Annotated in this window: 20 protein-coding genes; 8 read left to right on the forward strand and 12 right to left on the reverse strand. The window is 69.2% G+C overall.

The window, feature by feature from the left end; translation table 11 throughout:
* Nucleotides 1-15: 15 nt before the first annotated feature.
* The gene (locus tag Aco03nite_RS18870) at nt 16-1,296 is read right to left on the reverse strand and encodes a sensor histidine kinase (protein ID WP_373872607.1); all 1,281 of its coding nucleotides are present in this window, start codon (nt 1,294-1,296) and stop codon (nt 16-18) included.
* A gap of 182 nt (nt 1,297-1,478) precedes the next feature.
* Between Aco03nite_RS18870 and phoU the strand changes: the two genes are divergently transcribed.
* Nucleotides 1,479-2,150, forward strand: a complete 672-nt coding sequence (gene phoU, locus Aco03nite_RS18875; RefSeq protein ID WP_203796685.1) for a phosphate signaling complex protein PhoU — start codon at nt 1,479-1,481, stop codon at nt 2,148-2,150.
* Between the two features lie 58 nt (nt 2,151-2,208).
* On the opposite strand, the gene Aco03nite_RS18880 is transcribed toward phoU, so the two are convergent.
* On the reverse strand, nt 2,209-2,958 hold the full coding sequence (locus Aco03nite_RS18880) for a phosphoglyceromutase (protein ID WP_203796686.1): 750 nt from the start codon (nt 2,956-2,958) through the stop codon (nt 2,209-2,211).
* A 134-nt stretch (nt 2,959-3,092) separates the two neighbouring features.
* On the opposite strand from Aco03nite_RS18880, the gene Aco03nite_RS18885 reads away from it, so the two are divergent.
* Entirely contained in the window at nt 3,093-4,340 is a 1,248-nt protein-coding gene (locus tag Aco03nite_RS18885; RefSeq protein WP_203796687.1) for an MDR family MFS transporter, read from the forward strand.
* 513 nt (nt 4,341-4,853) lie between these two features.
* On the opposite strand, the gene Aco03nite_RS18890 is transcribed toward Aco03nite_RS18885, so the two are convergent.
* Both Aco03nite_RS18890 and mshA read right to left on the reverse strand, forming a co-directional pair.
* Nucleotides 4,854-5,342: a type III secretion system chaperone family protein gene (locus tag Aco03nite_RS18890; protein WP_203796757.1), complete on the reverse strand. Its 489-nt coding sequence runs from the start codon at nt 5,340-5,342 to the stop codon at nt 4,854-4,856.
* Between the two features lie 104 nt (nt 5,343-5,446).
* Nucleotides 5,447-6,745 carry a D-inositol-3-phosphate glycosyltransferase gene (gene mshA / locus Aco03nite_RS18895; RefSeq protein WP_239145261.1) on the reverse strand — a complete coding sequence of 433 codons (1,299 nt, stop codon included), beginning with the start codon at nt 6,743-6,745 and terminating at the stop codon, nt 5,447-5,449.
* 151 nt (nt 6,746-6,896) lie between these two features.
* On the opposite strand from mshA, the gene Aco03nite_RS18900 reads away from it, so the two are divergent.
* Both Aco03nite_RS18900 and Aco03nite_RS18905 read left to right on the forward strand, forming a co-directional pair.
* Nucleotides 6,897-7,655, forward strand: coding sequence for an SDR family NAD(P)-dependent oxidoreductase (locus Aco03nite_RS18900; RefSeq protein WP_203796689.1), 759 nt, complete (start codon nt 6,897-6,899; stop codon nt 7,653-7,655).
* Nucleotides 7,656-7,658: 3 nt separating this feature from the next.
* Nucleotides 7,659-8,414 carry a class I SAM-dependent methyltransferase gene (locus Aco03nite_RS18905; protein ID WP_203796690.1) on the forward strand — a complete coding sequence of 252 codons (756 nt, stop codon included), beginning with the start codon at nt 7,659-7,661 and terminating at the stop codon, nt 8,412-8,414.
* On the opposite strand, the gene Aco03nite_RS18910 is transcribed toward Aco03nite_RS18905, so the two are convergent.
* The gene (locus Aco03nite_RS18910) at nt 8,411-8,872 is read right to left on the reverse strand and encodes a response regulator (RefSeq protein WP_203796691.1); all 462 of its coding nucleotides are present in this window, start codon (nt 8,870-8,872) and stop codon (nt 8,411-8,413) included. The two genes, Aco03nite_RS18905 and Aco03nite_RS18910, sit on opposite strands and share 4 nt — an antisense overlap.
* Nucleotides 8,873-9,436: 564 nt before the next feature.
* Between Aco03nite_RS18910 and Aco03nite_RS18915 the strand changes: the two genes are divergently transcribed.
* Nucleotides 9,437-9,649, forward strand: coding sequence for a DUF7455 domain-containing protein (locus tag Aco03nite_RS18915; protein ID WP_092552083.1), 213 nt, complete (start codon nt 9,437-9,439; stop codon nt 9,647-9,649).
* A gap of 76 nt (nt 9,650-9,725) precedes the next feature.
* Nucleotides 9,726-11,507, forward strand: a complete 1,782-nt coding sequence (locus Aco03nite_RS18920) for a PAS domain-containing sensor histidine kinase (RefSeq protein WP_239145262.1) — start codon at nt 9,726-9,728, stop codon at nt 11,505-11,507.
* Nucleotides 11,508-11,599: 92 nt separating this feature from the next.
* Here the strand turns inward: Aco03nite_RS18920 and Aco03nite_RS18925 are convergent, their stop codons facing one another.
* The 7 genes from Aco03nite_RS18925 to Aco03nite_RS18955 all read right to left on the reverse strand — a co-directional run bounded on the left by Aco03nite_RS18925 (nt 11,600) and on the right by Aco03nite_RS18955 (nt 16,897).
* Nucleotides 11,600-12,274 (reverse strand): SRPBCC family protein, encoded by a 675-nt coding sequence (locus Aco03nite_RS18925; protein WP_239145263.1) that lies wholly within the window; start codon nt 12,272-12,274, stop codon nt 11,600-11,602.
* A gap of 81 nt (nt 12,275-12,355) precedes the next feature.
* Nucleotides 12,356-13,105, reverse strand: a complete 750-nt coding sequence (locus Aco03nite_RS18930; protein WP_203796692.1) for a hydrolase — start codon at nt 13,103-13,105, stop codon at nt 12,356-12,358.
* Between the two features lie 165 nt (nt 13,106-13,270).
* Nucleotides 13,271-13,516, reverse strand: coding sequence for a carbon storage regulator CsrA (gene csrA, locus Aco03nite_RS18935; protein WP_203796693.1), 246 nt, complete (start codon nt 13,514-13,516; stop codon nt 13,271-13,273).
* Between the two features lie 78 nt (nt 13,517-13,594).
* Nucleotides 13,595-13,993 carry a flagellar assembly protein FliW gene (gene fliW / locus Aco03nite_RS18940; RefSeq protein ID WP_239145264.1) on the reverse strand — a complete coding sequence of 133 codons (399 nt, stop codon included), beginning with the start codon at nt 13,991-13,993 and terminating at the stop codon, nt 13,595-13,597.
* A 41-nt stretch (nt 13,994-14,034) separates the two neighbouring features.
* Nucleotides 14,035-14,913 carry a flagellin N-terminal helical domain-containing protein gene (locus tag Aco03nite_RS18945; RefSeq protein WP_239145265.1) on the reverse strand — a complete coding sequence of 293 codons (879 nt, stop codon included), beginning with the start codon at nt 14,911-14,913 and terminating at the stop codon, nt 14,035-14,037.
* A gap of 56 nt (nt 14,914-14,969) precedes the next feature.
* Complete coding sequence (gene flgK / locus Aco03nite_RS18950) at nt 14,970-16,412, reverse strand: flagellar hook-associated protein FlgK (protein WP_203796696.1); 1,443 nt, start codon at nt 16,410-16,412, stop codon at nt 14,970-14,972.
* Nucleotides 16,412-16,897 carry a flagellar protein FlgN gene (locus tag Aco03nite_RS18955; RefSeq protein WP_203796697.1) on the reverse strand — a complete coding sequence of 162 codons (486 nt, stop codon included), beginning with the start codon at nt 16,895-16,897 and terminating at the stop codon, nt 16,412-16,414. The genes flgK and Aco03nite_RS18955 overlap by 1 nt, the downstream gene beginning before the upstream one ends.
* Nucleotides 16,898-17,141: 244 nt before the next feature.
* Between Aco03nite_RS18955 and Aco03nite_RS18960 the strand changes: the two genes are divergently transcribed.
* Together Aco03nite_RS18960 and fliD are read left to right on the forward strand one after the other, a co-directional pair.
* Nucleotides 17,142-18,377, forward strand: a complete 1,236-nt coding sequence (locus Aco03nite_RS18960) for a flagellin N-terminal helical domain-containing protein (protein ID WP_203796698.1) — start codon at nt 17,142-17,144, stop codon at nt 18,375-18,377.
* 83 nt (nt 18,378-18,460) lie between these two features.
* A complete protein-coding gene (gene fliD, locus Aco03nite_RS18965) occupies nt 18,461-19,870 on the forward strand; it encodes a flagellar filament capping protein FliD (RefSeq protein ID WP_203796699.1) in 1,410 nt (469 codons plus the stop codon).
* The last annotated feature ends 8 nt before the right edge of the window (nt 19,871-19,878 follow it).

Consider the following 19,878-nt stretch of genomic DNA (forward strand, 5'->3'; position numbering starts at 1 on the left):
TCGTCGGTGAACGGGTCAACGCCCGGTCACACCGGACTCGATCTCAATCGCCGTCGGTGACGACGAGGGGGACTCAGGGGGACGCGCCGGTAGGCGCAGGGTGAACGTAGAACCGTCGCCGAGTGAACTGGTCACGTCGACGCGACCGCCGTGATTGGTGGCGATGTGCTTGACGATGGCCAGGCCGAGGCCGGTGCCACCGGTGGATCGGGACCGGGCCTGATCCGCGCGGTAGAACCGCTCGAAGACCCGTTCGACGTCGTGCGGGGCGATACCGATGCCCTGGTCGGTGACGTCGATCTCGATCCAGTCGTCGGTGTGCCGCATGGTGAGCGAGACCTTGGTGTCCTCGCCCGAGTACGCGATCGCGTTCTCCACCAGGTTGGTGACGGCGGTGGCGATCTGGCTGTCACTGCCGTACACCATGGAGCCCTTCGGCCCCTCGTACGCGATCTCGATGCTCTTCGCCGACGAGGTCGTGCGGGTCCGGTCGATCACCTCGGCGATCACCCAGTCCAGCGAGACCGGCTCCGGGTTGGGCAGCGGCTCGGCACCCTGCAGACGGGTGAGTTCGAGCAGCTCGTTGACGAGCCGGCCCATCCGGGCGGACTCGTGGTGGATCCGCTCGGCGAACCGGCGGGCGGCCAGCAGATCCTCGGACTGGGTCTCCATCTCGGCCTCGGGCAGCTGCGTCGCGTCGAGCAGCGCCTCGGCCAGCAGCTGGAGCGCCCCGATCGGGGTCTTCAGCTCGTGACTGACGTTGGCCACGAAGTCCCGCCGGACCCGGGCCAGCCGGTGCGACTCGGTCACGTCGGCGGCCTCGACCGCCACGTGTGTCGCGTTCAGCGCGACGGCCCGCAGGTGCAGGCCGAGCGGGGCGTGCCCGCCCCCGGCCCGCCCACGGGGCAGATCGAGCTCCACCTCACGGCGGACACCGGTCCGGCGCACCTGGCCGGCCAGGGTCCGCAGGATCGGATGGGCCGCGATGGTGCCCGGTGCTCCGCCGGAGCGGAGCAGGCCCATGGCCCGCGCGGCCGGATTGACCAGAACCGGGTGATCGTCGGCGTCGAGGACGACGACTCCCACCCGTAGCGAATCGAGGCTCTTCCGTCCGAGCCCCTTGAGGCCGTGTTTGCCTCCCGGGCGATCGTCGTCCGGTTCGATGTCGGCGCTCCCCTCAGGTCCTCCGGTCCGAGCCTCTCCGCCCGGTCGGCGAATTCGGGCAAGGGCGAGTCCCGCTCCCACGCCGACGGCAAGCGCGGCAGCAACCATGCCGATGGCGTAATCCCACTCCACGCTGCGATCGTAGGGTCATTGTTTACCTAGACCCCAGGGCTATTACGGCAAATCGGTCGCGCGTCGAACAATGTTCACCGCCAGGCCCGGCGTCGTTCACCGGTGTTCACGTTGAGGCCGTTCCACACACATAGCGTGAGCTGCGAACACCCGGCCGTATCGCCACTGAAAGAGGAAATGGAATGCGCGAGGAGTACCAGGCCGATCTGGTCGAGGTGAGCCGTCTGCTGGTGACCATGGCGGAGTCGGTCCGCGCGGCGCTGCGCAAGGCGACCTCGGCCCTGCTGACCGCCGACCTGAAGGCCGCCCAGGCCGTGATCGAACGCGACTCCGAGGTCGACGTGCTCTACGAGCAGGTCGAGATCAAGGTCGCCGACACCATCGCCCGGCAGGCGCCGGTCGCCTCCGACCTGCGCCGGGTCATCACCGCCCTGCACATCGCCGCCGACCTGGAGCGGATGGGCGACCTGGCCGAGCACGTGGCGAAGACCGCGGCCCGCCGGCACCCGTCCCCGGCCGTCCCGGCGGAGCTGCGCCCGGCGTTCAAGGGCATGGCCGAGGTCGCCGACCAGATGGCCGAGAAGATCACCAACCTGCTCGCCAAGCCGAACGTGGAGCTGGCCGCTCAGCTGGAGAAGGACGACGACGCGATCGACGACCTCGAGCGCGAGCTGTTCAAGATCATGCTGGCCGACGACTGGCCGTACGGCGCGGAGACCGCGATCGACGGCGCCCTGCTGGGCCGCTTCTACGAGCGCTACGCCGACCACGCCGTCAACATCGGTGAGCACCTGATCTACCTGGTCACCGGCGAGACCGCCGCGTCCGTCGAGGGCGGGACCACCGAAGCCTGATCCACGCGACGAAGGCCGGGCCACCACGGGGGTGGCCCGGCCTTCTCCGTGTGCGGTGTTACTTCTTGCCCTGGTTGGCGACCGCCGCGGCGGCCTCCTTCGCGGCGACCGGGTCGAGGTAGGTCCCGCCCTTGGTGATCGGGCGCAGGTTCTCGTCCAGGTCGTAACGCAGCGGGATGCCGGTCGGGATGTTCAGCCCGGCGATCGCCTCGTCGGAGATGTCGTCGAGGTGCTTGACGATCGCGCGCAGCGAGTTGCCGTGCGCCGCGACCAGCACCGTCTTGCCGGCCCGCAGGTCCGGGACGATCGCGTCGTACCAGTACGGCAGCGCGCGGACCAGCACGTCCTTCAGGCACTCGGCCGTCGGCAGGATCTCCGGGGCGAGGTCGGCGTAACGCGCGTCGCCGTCCTGGGCGAACTCGGAGCCGGCCTCGATCGGGGGTGGCGGCACGTCGAACGAACGGCGCCAGAGCATGAACTGCTCCTCGCCGTACGTCTCCAGGGTCTGCTTCTTGTCCTTGCCCTGCAGGGCGCCGTAGTGACGCTCGTTGAGCCGCCAGTGACGCTTCACCGGGATCCAGTGCCGGTCGGAGATGTGCAGTGCGATCTCGCTGGTGCGGATCGCGCGGCGGAGAAGGCTGGTGTGCACCACGTCGGGCAGCACCCCCTGCTCCTTGAGAAGCTCGCCGCCGCGCCGGGCCTCGGCCTCACCCTTGGCGTCCAGGTCGACGTCGACCCAGCCGGTGAAGAGGTTCTTCGCGTTCCACTCGCTGTTGCCGTGCCGCAGCAGCACCAGGGTTCCAGTCATGGGTTCATCTTCCCCCGTGGCCGGTGAGGGCGTAGGGCCACCCGTCACGTGTCCGCCGCCACAGCGAAACTCGCTTGCGCCGGACCCCGACATGTAAGGGAATAAGTCTCGATCAACACTTACGGGGAGGTTCGGTGCGAGGGTGGCTACGGCAGACCGCGGGAGGACTGCCCCGGCAGTTCTGGTTCCTCTGGACCGGGACTCTGATCAACCGGGTCGGCTCGTTCGTCGTCCTCTTCCTGAGCATCTACCTGACCAGTGACCGGGGCTTCTCGCAGAGCCAGGCCGGCCTGGTCCTCGGGGTGTACGGGGTGGGCGGCGCGATCGGCACGATGACCGGCGGTGTGCTGTCCGACCGCTGGGGCCGCCGGCCGACCCTGCTGGTCGCCCAGTTCGGCGCGTCGGTGCTGATGCTCGGGCTCGGCCTGGCCCACACGTACCCGCAGATCCTGGTCGCGGCCTTCACGCTCGGCCTGTTCGCCGAGGGCGCGCGCCCGGCGTTCGGCGCCATGATGATCGACGTGGTGCCGGAGGTGGACCGGGTCCGGGCCTTCTCGCTGAACTACTGGGCGATCAACCTCGGGTTCGCGCTGGCCGCGGTGTGCGCCGGTCTGGCCGCCCAGGTGGACTACCTGATCCTCTTCGTGGTCGACTCGGCCAGCACCCTGATCACCGCGGTGATCAGCCTGATCTTCCTGGCCGAGACCCGGCCGGCCCGCTCCCCGGCGGCGATCGCCGCGGTGGCGCCCACCGGCGCCGGGCTCGGTGGCGCGTGGCGGGACCGGGTCTTCCTGACCTTCGTCGGGCTCAACTTCCTCACCGTGCTGGTGATCTTCCAGCACGGGTCGACGCTGTCCCTCTCGATGATCGCCGACGGGTTCACCGCCGCCGACTACGGCACGATCATCGCGGTGAACGGCGTGCTGATCGTGTGCGGCCAGCTCTTCGTGCCCCGGCTCATCCAGGGGCGGGACAGCGCCCGGGTGCTCGCGGTCGGCGCCCTGCTGGTCGGCGCCGGCTTCGGGCTGGTCGGCGTCGCCGGGTCGGCTCTGGCACTGGCCGGCACCGTGGTGATCTGGACGCTCGGCGAGATGCTGCAGTCGCCGAGCAACGCGGCCACCATCGCCGCGCTCGCCCCGAGTGCCCTGCGGGGGCGTTACCAGGGGCTCAACTCGCTGTCCTGGCAGGCCGGGTCGGCGCTGGCCCCGATCTTCGGTGGCCTCATGCTGCAGAACGCCGGGGACACCGCACTGTGGGTGACCTGCTTCGTGATCTGCGTGCTGGTGGCGGCCGGTCAGGTGCTCGCCGGGCCGGCACGGTCACGGCGGGCGGCGCAGATGCGGGAGCACGAGGCGGCAAGGTCGGACATCTCGGCTGATTGAAGCGCCGGCGGCGGCGGACGACACCCATCCCCATAGGCGCCGCCCGCACTAACCGCCGGTCTCGGGTCGCGCCGTCCCCCAACGGCTCATGCCACCCGTCCCCAAACGCCGGACCGCGGCGATCATTGCTGATCGACCCGTTCCCCGAACTGACGGTTCGGCGTCCATCGACCACGCTAGTTGGGGCAGTCAAGCCTCACAACCCGATTTCGTGTCGACATCTGTCTCAACCGTCACATTGCCGAACAACCAACCGATCGGATGATCCGCCAATCACTCGTCCGGGTTTGTCGGGATGGAAGAAATAACGACTCTTACTCCCCGGTAACAACGGAAGCGGGAAATGGCGGCCCCAGGAAAATCCCAGGTGTCCGCCAGCCGACTGTCAGTACCCAGGATCGCAACAGCCCATACATCGATAGGCAACAAACTCGTGGCCGACACGAATCCGCGCCGTTTGCGCTAACCGGGTCGAGATTGGACTCCGCCACACGGATAGACCGGACTTGATGATCAAACGGTCGGCGGCTGGTCGATCAGGTGCTTGAAGGCCTGGAGGTTCGCCGTCGATTCACCGCGCTTGACCCGCCACTCCCACTCACGGCGGATCGACGAACCGAAACCTATCTCCAGCATCGTGTCGAAGGACTCGTCCGCGTACGTCAGCACCGAACCGAGGATCCGGTCCAGCTCGTCGGCGTCCAGGCCGGTCAGCGACACCCGGCCGGTCAGGTAGACGTCACCTGCCGCGTCGATCGAGAAGGCGACCCCGTACATCCGCGCGTTGCGGCGCAGCAGCCAGGCCCACAGCTCCTCGTGCCGCTCGTCGGGGCGGCGCATCACGAACGCCTCGATCCGCAGCGCGTGCTCGCCGGCGATCAGGTTGCAGGCGGTCTTCAGCTTGTGCGTGCCGGGCAGGGTGACCACCCAGGAACTGTCGCCGGTCGCCTCCCACTCCAGCTCGCGGTCGGCCAGCGCCTGCTCGATCAGTTCCTTCACCATGCCCACGTCATACCCCATGCCCGCGTCATACCCCCGGCCCACGTCCTACTCCCGGCCCGGGACGAGGTCACCATGCGCACGTCATACCCCGGCGCGGGGCGGGATCACCATCCGCACGCCACGCCCTCGACCCTCGCCGCGATCAGCGACCGGTGCTCGCTCACCGCGTCACGGTAGACCCGCAGCAGTGTCTCGGCGGTGCGGTCCCAGGAGAACTGCGAGGCGTGCGCCACCGCCCCGGCGGCCAGCCGGTGCCGCTGACCGGGCGCGTCGAGCAGCCGGTCCAGCACCTTCGCCCAGTCCCGCGGGTCGTGCCCGTCGATCAGGACGCCGCTGATCCCGTCCCGCACGGCGGTGACCAGGCCACCGACGGCGGCCGCGACCACCGGCGTGCCACAGGCCTGCGCCTCCAGCGCGACCAGCCCGAACGACTCGTTGTAGGAGGGCACCGCGACCAGGTCGGCGGCCCGGTAGAGGGCGGCCAGGTCCTCACCGGTCTGCGGGGGCAGGAACACCACCGAGTCAGTGACCCCGAGCGTGGCGGCCAGCTCGATCAGCGACGACGGCCGGTCCAGGCCGCTGCCGCTGGGCCCGCCGCAGATCACCAGGGTGGCCCCGGAACCGGCGGCCCGCATCTCGGCGAGCGCGGCGATCAGCACATCGGGGGCCTTGAGCGGCTGGATGCGGCCGATGAAGGCCACGATCCGGCCGTGCTCGGGCAGCCCGAACCGGGCCCGGTCGGCCGCGCCGGGACGGAACCGCCGCAGGTCGACACCCGGCTGCACCACACTCACCAGGGCCGGGTCGGCGCCGTAGTGGTTGATCAGATCCTGCGCCTCGAACTCGGTGTTGGCCACCAGCCGGTCGGAGGCGGCGACCACCTGCTCCTCACCGATCACCCGGGCTTTCGGCTCTGGGCGGTCGCCCTCGGCGATGAACCTGTTCTTCACCTTGGCCAGGGTGTGCGCGGTGTGCACGTGCGGCACGCCCCAACGCTCCCGGGCCAGCCAGCCGATCTGGCCGGAGAGCCAGTAGTGCGAGTGGATCAGGTCGTAGTGGCCCGGCGGGTGCGCCGCCTCGGCCCGCAGCACGCCGTTGGTGAACGCGCACAGCTGGGCGGGCAGCTCCTCCTTGGCCAGGCCCTCGAACGGGCCCGCGGTCACGTGCCGGACGTGCACCCCCGGGGCCATCTCGACGACCGGGGGCAGGCCGCTGGCGGTGGCCCGGGTGAAGATCTCCACCTCGACGTCCCGCTCGGCGAGCCGTTTCGACACCTCGACGATGTAGACGTTCATCCCGCCGGCGTCACCGGTGCCCGGTTGCTCCAGGGGCGAGGTGTGCACGGAGAGTGTCGCTATCCGCCGGGGAGTCGGCCACCGGCCACCGGACCGTGACTCAGCCACTCGGACTCCTCCCGGGTTTCGGACATGGAAACTTGTTACGCGTAGGTTCATCTTCCCCATCGGCGGTTGTCTTGCCACTACTCAGACGACCAGGGGTGATCCAGGTCATGGAGGCGACGGCCGGAAGACGCGGATACGAAAGAATCGGCGCATGCAGAACATCGCAGTGGTCACCGGGGCATCCAGCGGAATCGGCGCGGCGACCGCCCGTCGTCTGGCCCGGGAGGGCTTCCACATTGTGGCCGCGGCCCGCCGGGTGGACCGGCTGGCGGCGCTGGTCGAGGAGATCGGCGCGGCGAGCGCCACCGCGGTCGAGTGCGACGTCACCTCGGACGAGTCGGTGGCCCGGATGGCCGCGACCGTGACCGGGCTGGGCGCGCCGGTCACCGTGCTGGTCAACAACGCGGGCGGCGCCCGGGGTGTGGATCCGGTGGCCGAGGGCTCGGTCGAGGACTGGCAGTGGATGTTCGACGTGAACGTGCTCGGTGTGTTGCGGGTCACCAAGGCGCTGCTGCCGGCCCTGGAGGCGAGCGGCGCCGGGACGATCGTGACGGTCGGTTCGACGGCGGCCTTCACGCCCTATGAAGGCGGCGGCGGTTACGTGGCGGCCAAACACGGCACCACCGCCCTGGTCGGGACGTTGCGGCTGGAGCTGGCCGGCAAACCGGTCCGGGTGATCGAGATCGACCCGGGCATGGTGCAGACCGACGAGTTCACCCTCAACCGGCTCGACGGCGACCAGGCCAGGACCGACGCGGTGTACGCCGGGGTCAAGGAGCCGCTGGTCGCCGAGGACATCGCGGACTGCATCGCCTGGACCGCCACCCGCCCGCAGCACGTCAACGTGGACCGGCTGGTGGTGCGGCCGATCGCCCAGGCCGCCCAGCACAAGGTGCACCGGGAGCTCTAGCCGGTGAAACCCGTCGGAGCGATCACCCGGGGCACCACCAACCCCAATCGGCTGCGCCGGGTCGACAACTTCATCGCGTACCGCTGCGGTGCGGTCCTGGAAAAGGCGGCGCAGCCGCTTGTCGTCGACCTCGGTTACGGGGCCACTCCGGTGACGGCAGTGGAACTGCGGGGCCGGCTCGCGGTCGCGGTGCGCGCGGACGTCGCGGTCACCGGTCTGGAGATCGATCCGGTACGGGTGAGCGACGCCCAGCCCTTCGCGGATCCGCCGTGGCTGGAGTTCCGGCGCGGCGGGTTCGAGCTGGCCGGGCTGTCGCCGGTGGTGGTGCGCGCCTTCAACGTGCTGCGGCAGTACTCCGAGGAGGAGGTGACGGCGGCCTGGCGGGCGATGACCGCGACCGGCGCGCTGCTGGTCGAGGGGACCTGTGACGAGCTGGGCCGGATCGCCACCTGGGCGGTGATCACGGACGGGGTGCCGGAAACCCTGACGCTCTCCGCCCGGCTGCCGACGCTGGAGCATCCGTCGATCTTCGCGGAGCGGCTGCCGAAGGCGCTGATCCACCACAACGTGCCCGGCCACCCGGTGCACGAGCTGCTGCGGGCGCTGAGCCGCGCGTGGGAGACCGAGGCCACCCCGTTCGGGCCACGACAGCGCTGGACGGCCACCGTGCGCCGACTGCGGGCCGAGGGCCTGCCGGTGCTCGGCTGCCCGGCCCGCTGGCGACTCGGTGAGCTGACCGTGCCCTGGCCGGTGGCCTAACCGTCCGCGTCCTCGTCCTTGTCGTCGGCCTCGTCCTTGTCGTCGTCGGCCGGGTCGGCTTTCTTCCGCTGCTCCAGGGCGTCGCGCAGGGCCTGGAGCAGGGCGTCGGCGGTGAACGGCTTCTTCACCAGCACGTCGGCGTCCTCGATCTGGCCCTTGCTCACCGCGATGTCCTTGGGCAACCCGGACACGAAGACGACGGCGATGCCGGGTCGCATCCCGCGGATCTGCTTGGCGAGGTCGCCGCCGGAGGCCCCGGGCAGGGTCAGGTCGGCGATCAGCGCGTCGATCTCCCCGGGATGCTCGCGGGCGACGGTCAGTGCCTCGTCCTCGTCCCCGGCCGCCAGCGTCGCGAATCCTCCACGACGCTCCAGCATGCGGCGCATGATGTCGCGCAGATCCTCTTCGTCGTCCACGATCAGGACTGTCGGCGGCTCGGTGCCCGGCGCCTCGGACATCTCGGTCCTCCTCGTGGCTGGGGGTCGCTCTCACGCTATCCGTCACCGGGCTCCGGCGGAGCCGGTTGGCCGACGAAAGCGCACGCCACCGGCACCGAGGTGCCCGGCGGGACGGGACCGCGGCCCGGGCTGTGGGATCGGGCGGCGGCGGACCGGTCACCGGTGTAGAGGAGACGGTTCGGCGACGGTCGATGGAGGTGGCGATCGGCCGGAAACCGCGTACCGTGGCGGGATAATCACCGACGACCTCACCGCCGCACCCGGGGGCCAGCGCCCGCGGGAGCAGCGCGATGTGTGCCGCGGCGGGCCTCAGGACGGTCCCGGCGCCGGGCTTGCGCCCGCACCGGGGGCATGGCCCGCGCGGCTGAGGGAAAAGGTTGTCCGGGGACGAGAGCGTCCCCGGGTTCCCCCGGGTAGTGACCCGGTTGCATGTAAAGCGGTGCGGAGGATCGGACGAGTCACACCTCGAACCTCTAAGCCGACCGTGCGGTGGGCCGAAGATCTCGCTGTCAGGACCGCTGCACCGCCACCGAGCACCGCCACCCGAGCAACAAGGAGAGCGATATGACCGCACTGCTGTCGCCCGAGATCGACACCGTCGGCGAGCTGACCGACCGCTGCGATCGTTGTGGGGCGGCCGCCAAGCTGGAGGTCGTCCTGACCAGCGGCGGAGACCTGGCATTCTGTGGCCATCACGCGAATCGGCACCGGGCCGACATCGCGAAGATCGCCAGCAAGATCCGTATCGAGGACGGTTTCGACTGGGCGGGCAAGTAACCGCTCGACGGGATAGCCCGCGATATGCTCGTTCCCTCACGTCTTGGGGGTATTTGTGCATATCGCGGCGCATGACGTGGGCAGACTGTCCCGGCTGATCGCCGGGTGCGCCGGAGCCACCGTCGCCGTCTTCGGCGCGCTGCACACGTCCATCGCCGACCTCACCGCGGCGGACTTCGGCCGTGTTCCGGCGGTCGCCCTGATCCCGGCCGGGATCGCCCTGACCGTCCAGGTGGTGCCGACGACCACGGGCAGGTCCCGGGTCCGGACCGGTGCGGCCGCGGTCTTCGCGCTGGCCGCCGCCGGCGTGGGCGTCGCCGCCCTGGCCGGTCACCCGGCCGCGGCGGTCGCCACGGTTCTGACCGGGCTGGCTCTGGCCTGCCTCGATCTGCGGATGCCCACCCGGGGCGGGATCGCCTACCGGGTGGCCGATCCGCTTCTGCTGGGCGCCGCGATCATCGAACTGGTCGCCCTGGTGCCGCGCCTGTTCGAGCCGTCCTTCGCTCCGGGCAGCGGACCGGACGGCGTGATGCCCGTCTTCCTGGCCGCACCTCTGCTGGCCCTCACCGTCGGCGCCATCCTGGCCCGTCCCGAGACCGGGCCGCCGCACACCGACGACGAGTCCGGTCCACGGGTGGCGGTGCGCCGGCTGGCTCCCGCCCTGATCGTCACCCCGGTGGTCGCCGCCGTGGTCAGCGCCTTCGCCGCACGATCCGGCGCGAGCAGCCCGGTGGTCGCGGTGAGCACCGGGATCATCCTGGCCGTGCTGGCCCTGCTCACCGTCCTCGGCTATCTGCTCCGCAGCCTGAACGACGCCGACCGGCGGCAACAGCATCTGGTGGCGGAGCTCCGGGACCGGCAGGACTTCGCGGACACCCTGCTGCAGTCGATGAACGAGGCCGTGATGGTCCTCGACGCCAACTACCGGGTGATCGACGTGAACCGCCGCTGGCGGGAACTCACCGGTCATCAGGAACCACCCGACGAATCGCCGCCGCTGCCCCCGCCGGGCACCGGCGGTGACTGGCTGCTGCCCCGCGCCGACGGCACCGACGTGCCGGTGCTGGCCACCATGGCGGCCATCCCGGACGCGGCCGGTGCCCCCCGCGGGTACGTCGCGACCTACGTCGACATCGCCGAGCGCAAGCAGGCCGAGGTGGCGCTGACCGCGCACGCGGCGGAGCTGGAGCGCGGCAACGCCGACCTGGCCGCGGCCCTGGCCTTCAAGAACGACCTGACCTCGATGCTGACCCACGACGTGGCACAGCCGATCAGTTCGATCGCCAGTCTCGCCGAACTGCTCTGCGACGACTGGGCGGACCTGCCGGAGGACATCCGGCTGGAACTCGCTACCAAGATCGACAAGAACACCCGCCGGCTGATCAAGATGATGAACGACCTGCAGCTGCTCTTCCGGCTGGACACCGGCTCGGTCACCGCGCGCCGGGTGCCGGTGCCGCTGCTGGAGACGGTGCAGGCGGTTCGCGAGTCGGTGGCCGGCGCCGCCGACGTCACCGTCGACATCGACGAGGAACTGGCCGCGCTGGCCGACCGCGGGCACCTCACCGTGGTGGTGGAGAACCTGCTGAAGAACGCGTTGACCCACGGGGCGCCGCCGGTCCGGATCAGCGGCGAGCGGCAGCCCGGCGACACGGTGCGGCTGGTGGTGCAGGACAGCGGGAACGGGATCGCCGAGGACCTGCTGCCGAGCCTGTTCGGGCGGTTCATGCGGGGGTCCGGGCTCGGGCTGTTCATCGTGCGGCACCTGGTCGAGGCGAACGGCGGGTCGGTGCACTACGAGCACGCCACACCGCAGGGCGCCTGCCTGCTGGTGACGATGGAGGCGGCGCCGAGCTGACCGTTCTTTCCGGCACGCTGGGCCCCTTTTTCCGGTACGAAGCGTCAGGGCCCGGAACGCATCAAGCGTTCCGGGCCCTGGAAGTCTTTCGGTCAGCCGCGCTCTTCCTCGTTGATCATGCCGTTGCCCCAGTCGTCGGAGCCGGTGCTGCGGCCGCCCATCGGGGCGGTGCCGGCAGCGCCGTTGTCCCAGCCGGCGCCCGGGCGCGGCGTGGGGCCGGTCCGGTTCCGGATCCGCGCGGCCACGGTGGCCGGGGACGGGGTCTCCATGCTGAGGCCGGGTAGCAGCGAGTGCGACCGGCCGGCCATCTGCTTGCTGCTGGCGGCGGCGTTCGGGATCGGGCGGCCACCGAGCACACCGCTCTCCACCAGCCCCTTGAAGGTGGTGAGGTCGGCCTTGAGCCGGCGGTTCAGCGACTCCTGCCCGTGCCGGTCGCTGGGCATCAGGAAGGCGACGTCGGCTTCGAGTTGGGCGACGACCTGGGTCTTGGTCTCCCCCATCGAACGCAGCGTGATCGTCTCGGCGAGCAGCGGGCCCTCCATGGTCGACCAGGAGACGCGCTCGTCCATCGACCGTTCGATGATCTGGGCGTCGAACTCGCGGCGCTTCCCGTCGACATCCATGATCCAGTGGGTCTGGTCGGCGCCGATCGGCGTCACCTGCCGCACACCGGTCATGAAACGGGGGTAGTTCTCGAACGCCGCGAGCTGCTCGTACACCGTGTGGACCGGTGCACTGACTTCGATAGCCTGCTGAACCATGCTCATCGCAACTCTCCCATGCTGAAGTGCTGGCATCACAGAGAGTACGGAGATGGGTGCGGAACGTGTTCGGTTTCGCCGTTCTGCTCAGACCCTTCGCAGGTAGTGCCAACGGCCCACCTCGGCGGCATAGCGGGCGTCACTCGCCGGCACCACCGTCACAGCGGCGTCCAGCAGCATCTCCACCACCCGCGGCGACGGGCTGCGCCAGGCCTCGCTGACCTCCACCAGCGAACCGGTGATCCGGCAGGCGGCGGCCAGCTCGGCGATCAGCTCCGGCGTGACCACCGCGTCGTCGACACCGGCCTGACCGAGCAACGCCAGCGGGCGGGCCAACTGTGCGGGGGCGTACCGGGAAGCCCGCTCCAGGCCTTTGATCGTGGCCTCCACCAGCAGCTCCGCCACCTGGGCGGGAGTCAGCAGGCCGGCGTCCAAGCGGTCCCGGACGTCACGCGGGCTGAGCAGCTCGCCGCCGGCCGGCAGGGCGGAGACCGCCACCGACAGCGCGTCCAGCGGAGCCAGGTCGGCCGGCAGCGCCAGCCAGCCGTCCGCGCGGATCACCTCGACCTCGGCGGCCACCCGCAGCGTCATCTCGGTGCGGTGCCGGGCCCGGCGGACCGCGTCGGCGTACGCCGGGAGCCACGCGGTGTCCGGGCCGGCCTGGTCGGCGAAGGTGAGCGCCCGGAGCCCGGCCCGGTCGGCCGCCGACACCACCACCCCGACGGCGTCCCGGCCGGCCGAGAAGCCGGTGTGCACGTGGGCGTCCACCGCAAGGTCGAGCGCGCAGGCCGTACCGACCGCACCGCCACCGATGACTGATTCGCGCTCTGCGCCCACGTCGATCTCCCCGGCTGATAGAGGCGGGATTCTCCCGGCTCGATGACGAGGATGCCCGCCGGACGTTGTCTCCCGGGTCAGCCGCCGGTGCAGGTCAGGTGCGCACCCCGGAGACGGGAACCGCCCGCCACGGGAAAAGTGGCGGGCGGTTCCGGCGGGAGATCGCTACTCGTCGTTCTTATCGGGTTTGTCCAGCATGCGGGTGAGCGCGTGTACCGCGTCCGGGGTCGGCGAGGCGGCCGACCGGTTGGCCTCCTGCAGTTCGCGGTAGACCTCCTCGCGATGCACCTGCACCTCCCGGGGGGCCTGGATGCCCAGCCGGATGACGTCACCGCGGGCTTCGAGGACGGTGATGACGACGTCGTCGCCGATCATCACGCTCTCCCCGGACCGCCGGGTCAGCACAAGCATCGGAGCCCTCCTCCATCCATGGAACGGACAGAAGGCGCGGCCGCGACGAACCGCGACCGCGCCTCGAGTACGCGAGGATCAGAAGTTCCGGTTGAGGATCGCCCGGACCGGGTAGTCGACCCCGGTGAGCACGACCTGCATGGCCCGCATGCTGTCGCGGTCCACCACGATCGGGGCGAGCAGGTTGGCGGTCGTCTCGTGCTCCCCCGCGGTGATCACCGTGAGCAGCAGCAGCCGGTCCGGGTCCTTGGTGTTCAGGGCCGCGAACACGTGGTTCTCGATCTCCGGGGCGTACTCCGGGAAGAACGGCTCCGGCGGGGCCACCAGGAAACGCAGCTCCGGCTCCTCGGTGGAGGTGAGCGCGTAGAGAAGACCGTCGTCGTTGAGGCGCACCAATACGAACTCCCGATGCGCCGGGAACCCCGGCATGGGCACGGCCATGGAGATGGTCGGCAGCCCCAACGACGGGTCGGACATCGTGGCCTCAATCGGTCGGGACGCGGTGCGAGTAGTCATGGTCACCTCAGGAAATCGATGAGCGAGGGCTGGATCACCTTGGCCGTGGCGGCCAGGGCGGCCTGATACGAGGTCTGCTGCATTTGCAATTCCATGATCGCCTTTGGCAGGTCGACATCCTCGATATCGGACAGCTGCGACGACACGGACATCAAGCGATCCTCTGCGGACTGCTTCATCTGTGTAACCCGATTATATCGGGCACCTACGTCCGAAAGGGTGGAGTTCAGGGTTTCCGTAGCTTTATCAAGATTTTGTAGCCCGGTCTGAATGCCATCGGCATCACCGGTACGCATCGCGGTGGAAAGGGAGTCGAGGACCTTGAACAACTGTTGTTCGTTCGGGGTGGTCCCGTCCGGCATCATGTCCGCGCCGAACACCTCCGGGCCGCGCACGTCGACCCGGATCCGCGCGTTCGGCCCGATGGTCCGCATCGTCTCGCCCTCGACCTCACCGGTGTAGTCACCACCGGTGCCGTAGGCGGCCGCGTCCGGAGTGGACCCGCCGAACACCGGCCGCTGCAGGTACTTCGCGTTGGCGAACTGGACGATCAGACCCTTGATCTCGTCGATCTCCTCGGCCCGCGCCTGGTTCGCCTGCGGCGTGCTGCCGCCGCCGGCGCTGGCCGCCTCCAGAGTCAGTGTGCGGGTGCGCTGCACCTGCTCGTAGACGCTCTTCAGAGTGTCCTGGACGGTGCCGAGCCGGCCCATCGCGTCGTCGGCGTTGGCCGAGTACTTCTTGTTCGCGCGCACCTCCTGCCGCAACTGCAGCGCGGAGACGGTGCCGGTCGGCGAGTCCGACGGGCGCCGCAGCTGCTTGCCGCTGGAGATCTGGTCCTGCGCGGTCTGGGTGCGGCCCAGACTGCGCTGCAGACTCTGCATGGTCCGGGTACGGACGCCACTCTCGGTGACTCGTGGGCTGGTCATCGGTCCACCCCCTACCTGCCGACCAGACCGGTGCGGTTGATCAGCTGATCGAGCATCGAGTCGATGGTGGTGAGGACGCGGGACGCGGCCTCGTACCCGCGCTGGTACGTGAGCAGATTGGTCATCTCCTCGTCCAGGTTGACCCCGGACTCGGCGCTACGGGCGGCGTCGACCTGATCGGTGACCGCGTTCTGGATGTCCCGGCGGCGGATCGACGACTGGGACGCCACCCCGAGGTCGCCGATCATCGACTGGTACTCCGAGTCGGCGCCGGTCTTCGAGTCGGCCAGGTCGGCGAGCTGGTCGGCGACGTTGCCGTTCAGGATCCGGGTGGTGGTGCCGACGCCGTTCGGGTCGCCGGACGAGACGGCCACCTTGTTCACATCGGACATCAGGTCCCGGTTGACCCCGATGTTCGCCGCCGACAGCGGGTTGTCGTCGTTCGAGACGAAGAAGTCCAGTCCGGTGACGCCGGTGGTGCTGTACCCGGCACTGTGGACGGTGTTGACGTTCTCGGCCAGGGTGGTGGCGACCTTGTCGAGCCGGTTCGACATGCCCTGGATCGTGCCGCCGCGGGCGACCATCTCCATCTGGGCGCCCATGCTGCCGCCGGAGGAGACCGGGGTGCCGACGTCCTTCCACTGCAGGTTGACCTCGGTGGTGGCCAGGTCCTCCATCCGCTGCGCACTTCCCGGGGTGACCCAGATCTCACGGGCTTTGAACTCACTCACCAGGGGTGCGTTGCCGAGGAATACGTTGACGGCGCCGTTCGGCTGGTCGGTCACGGTGGCGCCGGCCAGCTCGGACAGTTTGAGGATCTGCCGGCCGCGCTCGTCCTGCAGCTCGTTGGCCTGCAGACCGGACTGGGTGGCCAGCACGATCTCGTGGTTCAGCTTGGCGATCGACTCGGCCGTCTTGTTCACCTCGCTGACCGAGGTGTCCAGGCCGGCCCGGGTCGACTTGTACTGGTTGTTCAGCGACGCCGCCGCGTCGTTCAGCGACGCCGCGACGGTGGCCGACTGTTCGAGCATCGCCGACTTGGTGGCCGGTTTGTCGAAGTTGGACGCCACCTCGTTCCAGCCGTCCCACATGTCCTGCATACGGGCCTGGAGAGCGGTGTCACTGGGTTCACCGAAGACGTCCTCCATCAACCCGTACGCGGTGGCCTTGGTGTTCTGGTACGCCGAATTGCCGTGCTCGGTGTAACTGCGCTGGTCGAGCGCCGAGTTCGCCATCCGCTCGACCGACTTGATCGCGACGCCGTTGCCCACCCCGTCCGAGGTGGCGTAGATGCCGGCGTGCGTGTTGTCGTTCACCGACTTCATGACCACCCGTTGCCGGGTGTATCCCTCGGTGCTCGCGTTCGCGATGTTCTGGCCCGTGACGTCCAGGCCGCGGCGCTGCGCGTAGAGCGAGGTGAGCGCCGTGTTGATACCGCTGAAAGAGCCGCCCATTACATCGCCTCATCAACCAGGGTGGGGCGCCGCACGGCGCCGCTGACGGTCTGGCCCTGCGGTCCGTACGTTTCCACAGTCTCGGCGAACGCGAGCATGGTTTCGCGAGCCGCCCGCTGGCCGGCGGTGAGCAGTTCCCGGTTGACGTCGGCCAGGGCCCGGATCTCCGCCGTCAACATCAGGAACGCTTTTCGGTGCTGGTGCAGGAGATCCGACCAGGGATCGGGAGCGGCGTCGGCGAGCTCCCCGAGGGACGCCTCCGGCGAGAGACCGAGTTCCGCCGCGACCTCCTGTGAGTACGCCGCCCGGATCACCTCGGTCTGCCGGATCTGATCCAGGACCACCTCCACCTCACGGGTGGCGTGGCTGAGCCATCTCGACCGGTTGGCCGCGAGGAGCAACTGCTCCTCCTCAAGCTTGAACAGCAGCATCTCCAGCAGCTCGCGTGAGCGCCAGAGGACACTGGCCAGGTCGGTCAGGCTCACCGGTCCTCCGTCGTACGGCGTTGTCGGGCCACCCCTCCGGCAGACCCGCTCATTCGGACAGGTCGGCACATCAGCCCTGCCACTGAGTGGTTTCTCCCGATCGGGGCTTCTCCGTTTTGCCCTGAAAGGCCGAGAAAATTTCGGAGAATCCTCATGGCCTCTCGGCACCGCGCCGATGGGTTCTGGCGTAACACATCGGCTCACGGACGGGCCGGACAGACCCCAGTCAAGGAGGAAACAACCCATGGGTCTCCGTATCAATCAGAACATCGCCGCGCAGAACGCCTACCGGAACCTGTCCGTCACGGACAACCAGATGTCGAAGTCGCTCGAGAAGCTCTCCAGCGGTTTCCGCATCAACCGGGCGTCCGACGACGCGGCCGGCCTCTCGATCTCCGAGGGTCTGCGCTCGCAGACCGGCGGTCTGAAGGTCGCTGTTCGCAACGCCCAGGACGCGATCAGCGTCGTGCAGACCGCTGAGGGTGCGCTCAACGAGACCACCTCGATGCTCCAGCGCATGCGCGACCTCGCCGTCCAGGCCAACAACGCCTCCCTCGACGACAGCGCCAAGAAGGCCGCGAACGCCGAGTTCACCCAGCTGGCCGCCGAGATCGACCGGGTCAGCGACACCACCGCCTTCGGTAAGTCGAAGCTGCTCGACGGCAACTTCGGCATGCGGGCCACCAGCACCGGCACCACCATCGCCGGCACCGCGGCCAACCCGCCGAACGACCCCTACCCGAAGACCAACTCGCCGGCCAGCTCCGGCGCCATCTCGATCACCAGCCTCGGTGGCAAGGCCGTCAACATCAACATCGCGGACGTCGACCTGACCTCGGACGGTGGCACCACGCCGCTCGCGCCGCAGGCCGCCGCCGCGAAGGTGAACGACGCGATCGCCAACGCCCTGCGCGACGCCGGCCACGGCGACGTCACCCTGGAGGTCTCCGCCTCGGTCGACAAGGCCACCGGTGACCTCTCGTTCAAGGCCTCCGGCTCCACCGGGTTCGATTTGAGCGCCGCCAACATGGGCCTCACCGGCCCGTCGACCGCCAACACCAAGGCCACCAACGGCGACTTCCAGATCGGCGCCAACTCGGGCGAGACCCTGAGCGTCGGCATCCGGGCCATCAACTCCCAGACGCTCGGCCTCAACAGCCTCGACCTCACCAAGCTGGCCACCACGACCGGCGGCAAGTCCGGCGCGACCGAGGCGATGGAGGTCCTGGACACCGCGATCCAGCAGGTGTCCGACGACCGCGCCAAGCTCGGTGCGAGCCAGAACCGGTTCGAGCACACGATCAACAACCTGAACGTGTCGGTCGAGAACCTGTCCGCGTCGGAGTCGCGTATCCGTGACACCGACATGGCCCAGGAGATGGTCGGCTTCACCCGCAACCAGATCCTGACCCAGGCCGGTACGTCCATGCTGTCGCAGGCCAACCAGGCCTCGCAGAACGTGCTCTCGCTGCTCCGCTGATCCAGCTCAGTCAGCTGAACAAGTAAGGGGGTAGCCGGCTGGCCCAGCCGGCTACCCCCGCTCGGTACGAAAGTGGGTTCCCCATGGGCAGCTCCGTGGACGGCCTTGCCAGCGGTCTCAACACCTCATCCATGATCACCCAGCTGATGCAGGTCGAATCGGCACCGCAGACCAAACTCAAGACCAAGGTCGCGACCGCTCAGACCGTCATCTCCTCGTACCAGTCGGTCAACTCCAAACTCAAGGCCACCAAGTCGGCGGCCGACTCGCTGGGCTCGCTCGCCTCGTGGCGGGCGCTCACCGCGACCTCGAGCTCGACAGGTGTCACCGCCACCGCCTCCGGCGGGCTGGCCGGTATGACCGGCAACCTCAAGTTCGACGTCAGCTCGGTGGCCCGCGCCCAGACCTCGATCATCAAGGTTGCCGACACCACCGCCGAGGGCACCTTCCCCACGTCCATCACCATCCAGCCGGGCAGTTGGAGCACCGACTCCAACGGTGTCGACCAGTTCACCGCGGTCGGCGATCCGGTGGAGGTCACCATCCCGGAACCGCGGAAGGCGGACAGCCTCACCGCCGCGGTCAACTCGGCGGCCGATGCCAACGGCGTCAGTCTCGGCATCCGCGCCTACCCGGTGACCACCTCGGGCAACGAGGGTGTCGTCCAGTTCACCGGTATGAAGACCGGTGCCGCGAGCGGTTTCCAGATCACCGGCCTGGAGGGCATCGGCACCAACGGGAGCGGGCTGGAGACCACGGCCGCCAAGGACGCGACGCTGACCGTCAACCCGGGCACCGCCGCCGAGTACAAGGTCAACAGCACCACCAACACGTTCAGCGCGCTGATGCCCGGTGTGACGATCGCGGTCTCCAAGCTTGAGACCGGCGTGACGATCGACGCCACCTCCGACTCCACTGCCATCACCGCCAAGATGCAGGCCCTGGTCGACGCCGCCAACGCGTCGCTCGCCGAGATCAAGAGCCAGACGGCGTACGACCCGGACACGCGGGCCGGCTCTCCACTGACCGGCGACTTCACCGTCCGGCAGATGAACCAGTCGTTGCTGAGCATGATCAGCAACGGCCTGACGTACGACAAGACGACTACCGTCAACGGGGTCGAGTCCAAACAATCGGTCAACTTCGGCTCGCTCAGTCAGCTCGGCGTCTCCCTGAGCAAGGACGGACAGCTCGCCTTCGACGCGACCGCGTTCGCCAAGGCGTATGCCGACGACCCGACCAAGGTCCAGGAAGCCGGGATGGCCTTCGGCAGCCAGGTCCGCACCCTGAACGACAAACAGTCGAAAATCGTCACCAACGTCATCACCGGCCGCAAGGATGAGATCGATTCGCTCAACGAGCAGATCGAAAACTGGGACGTCCGGCTGGCCGTCCGCAAGGAGTCACTGCAGCGGCAGTACGCGGCTCTGGAGAGCTCGCTGGGCAAGCTGAAGAACCAGGGAAACTGGCTCTCCGGACAGCTCGCCGGCTGACGAAGTAG

Source organism: Actinoplanes couchii, assembly GCF_016862075.1.
Taxonomy (GTDB): Bacteria; Actinomycetota; Actinomycetes; order Mycobacteriales; family Micromonosporaceae; genus Actinoplanes; species Actinoplanes couchii.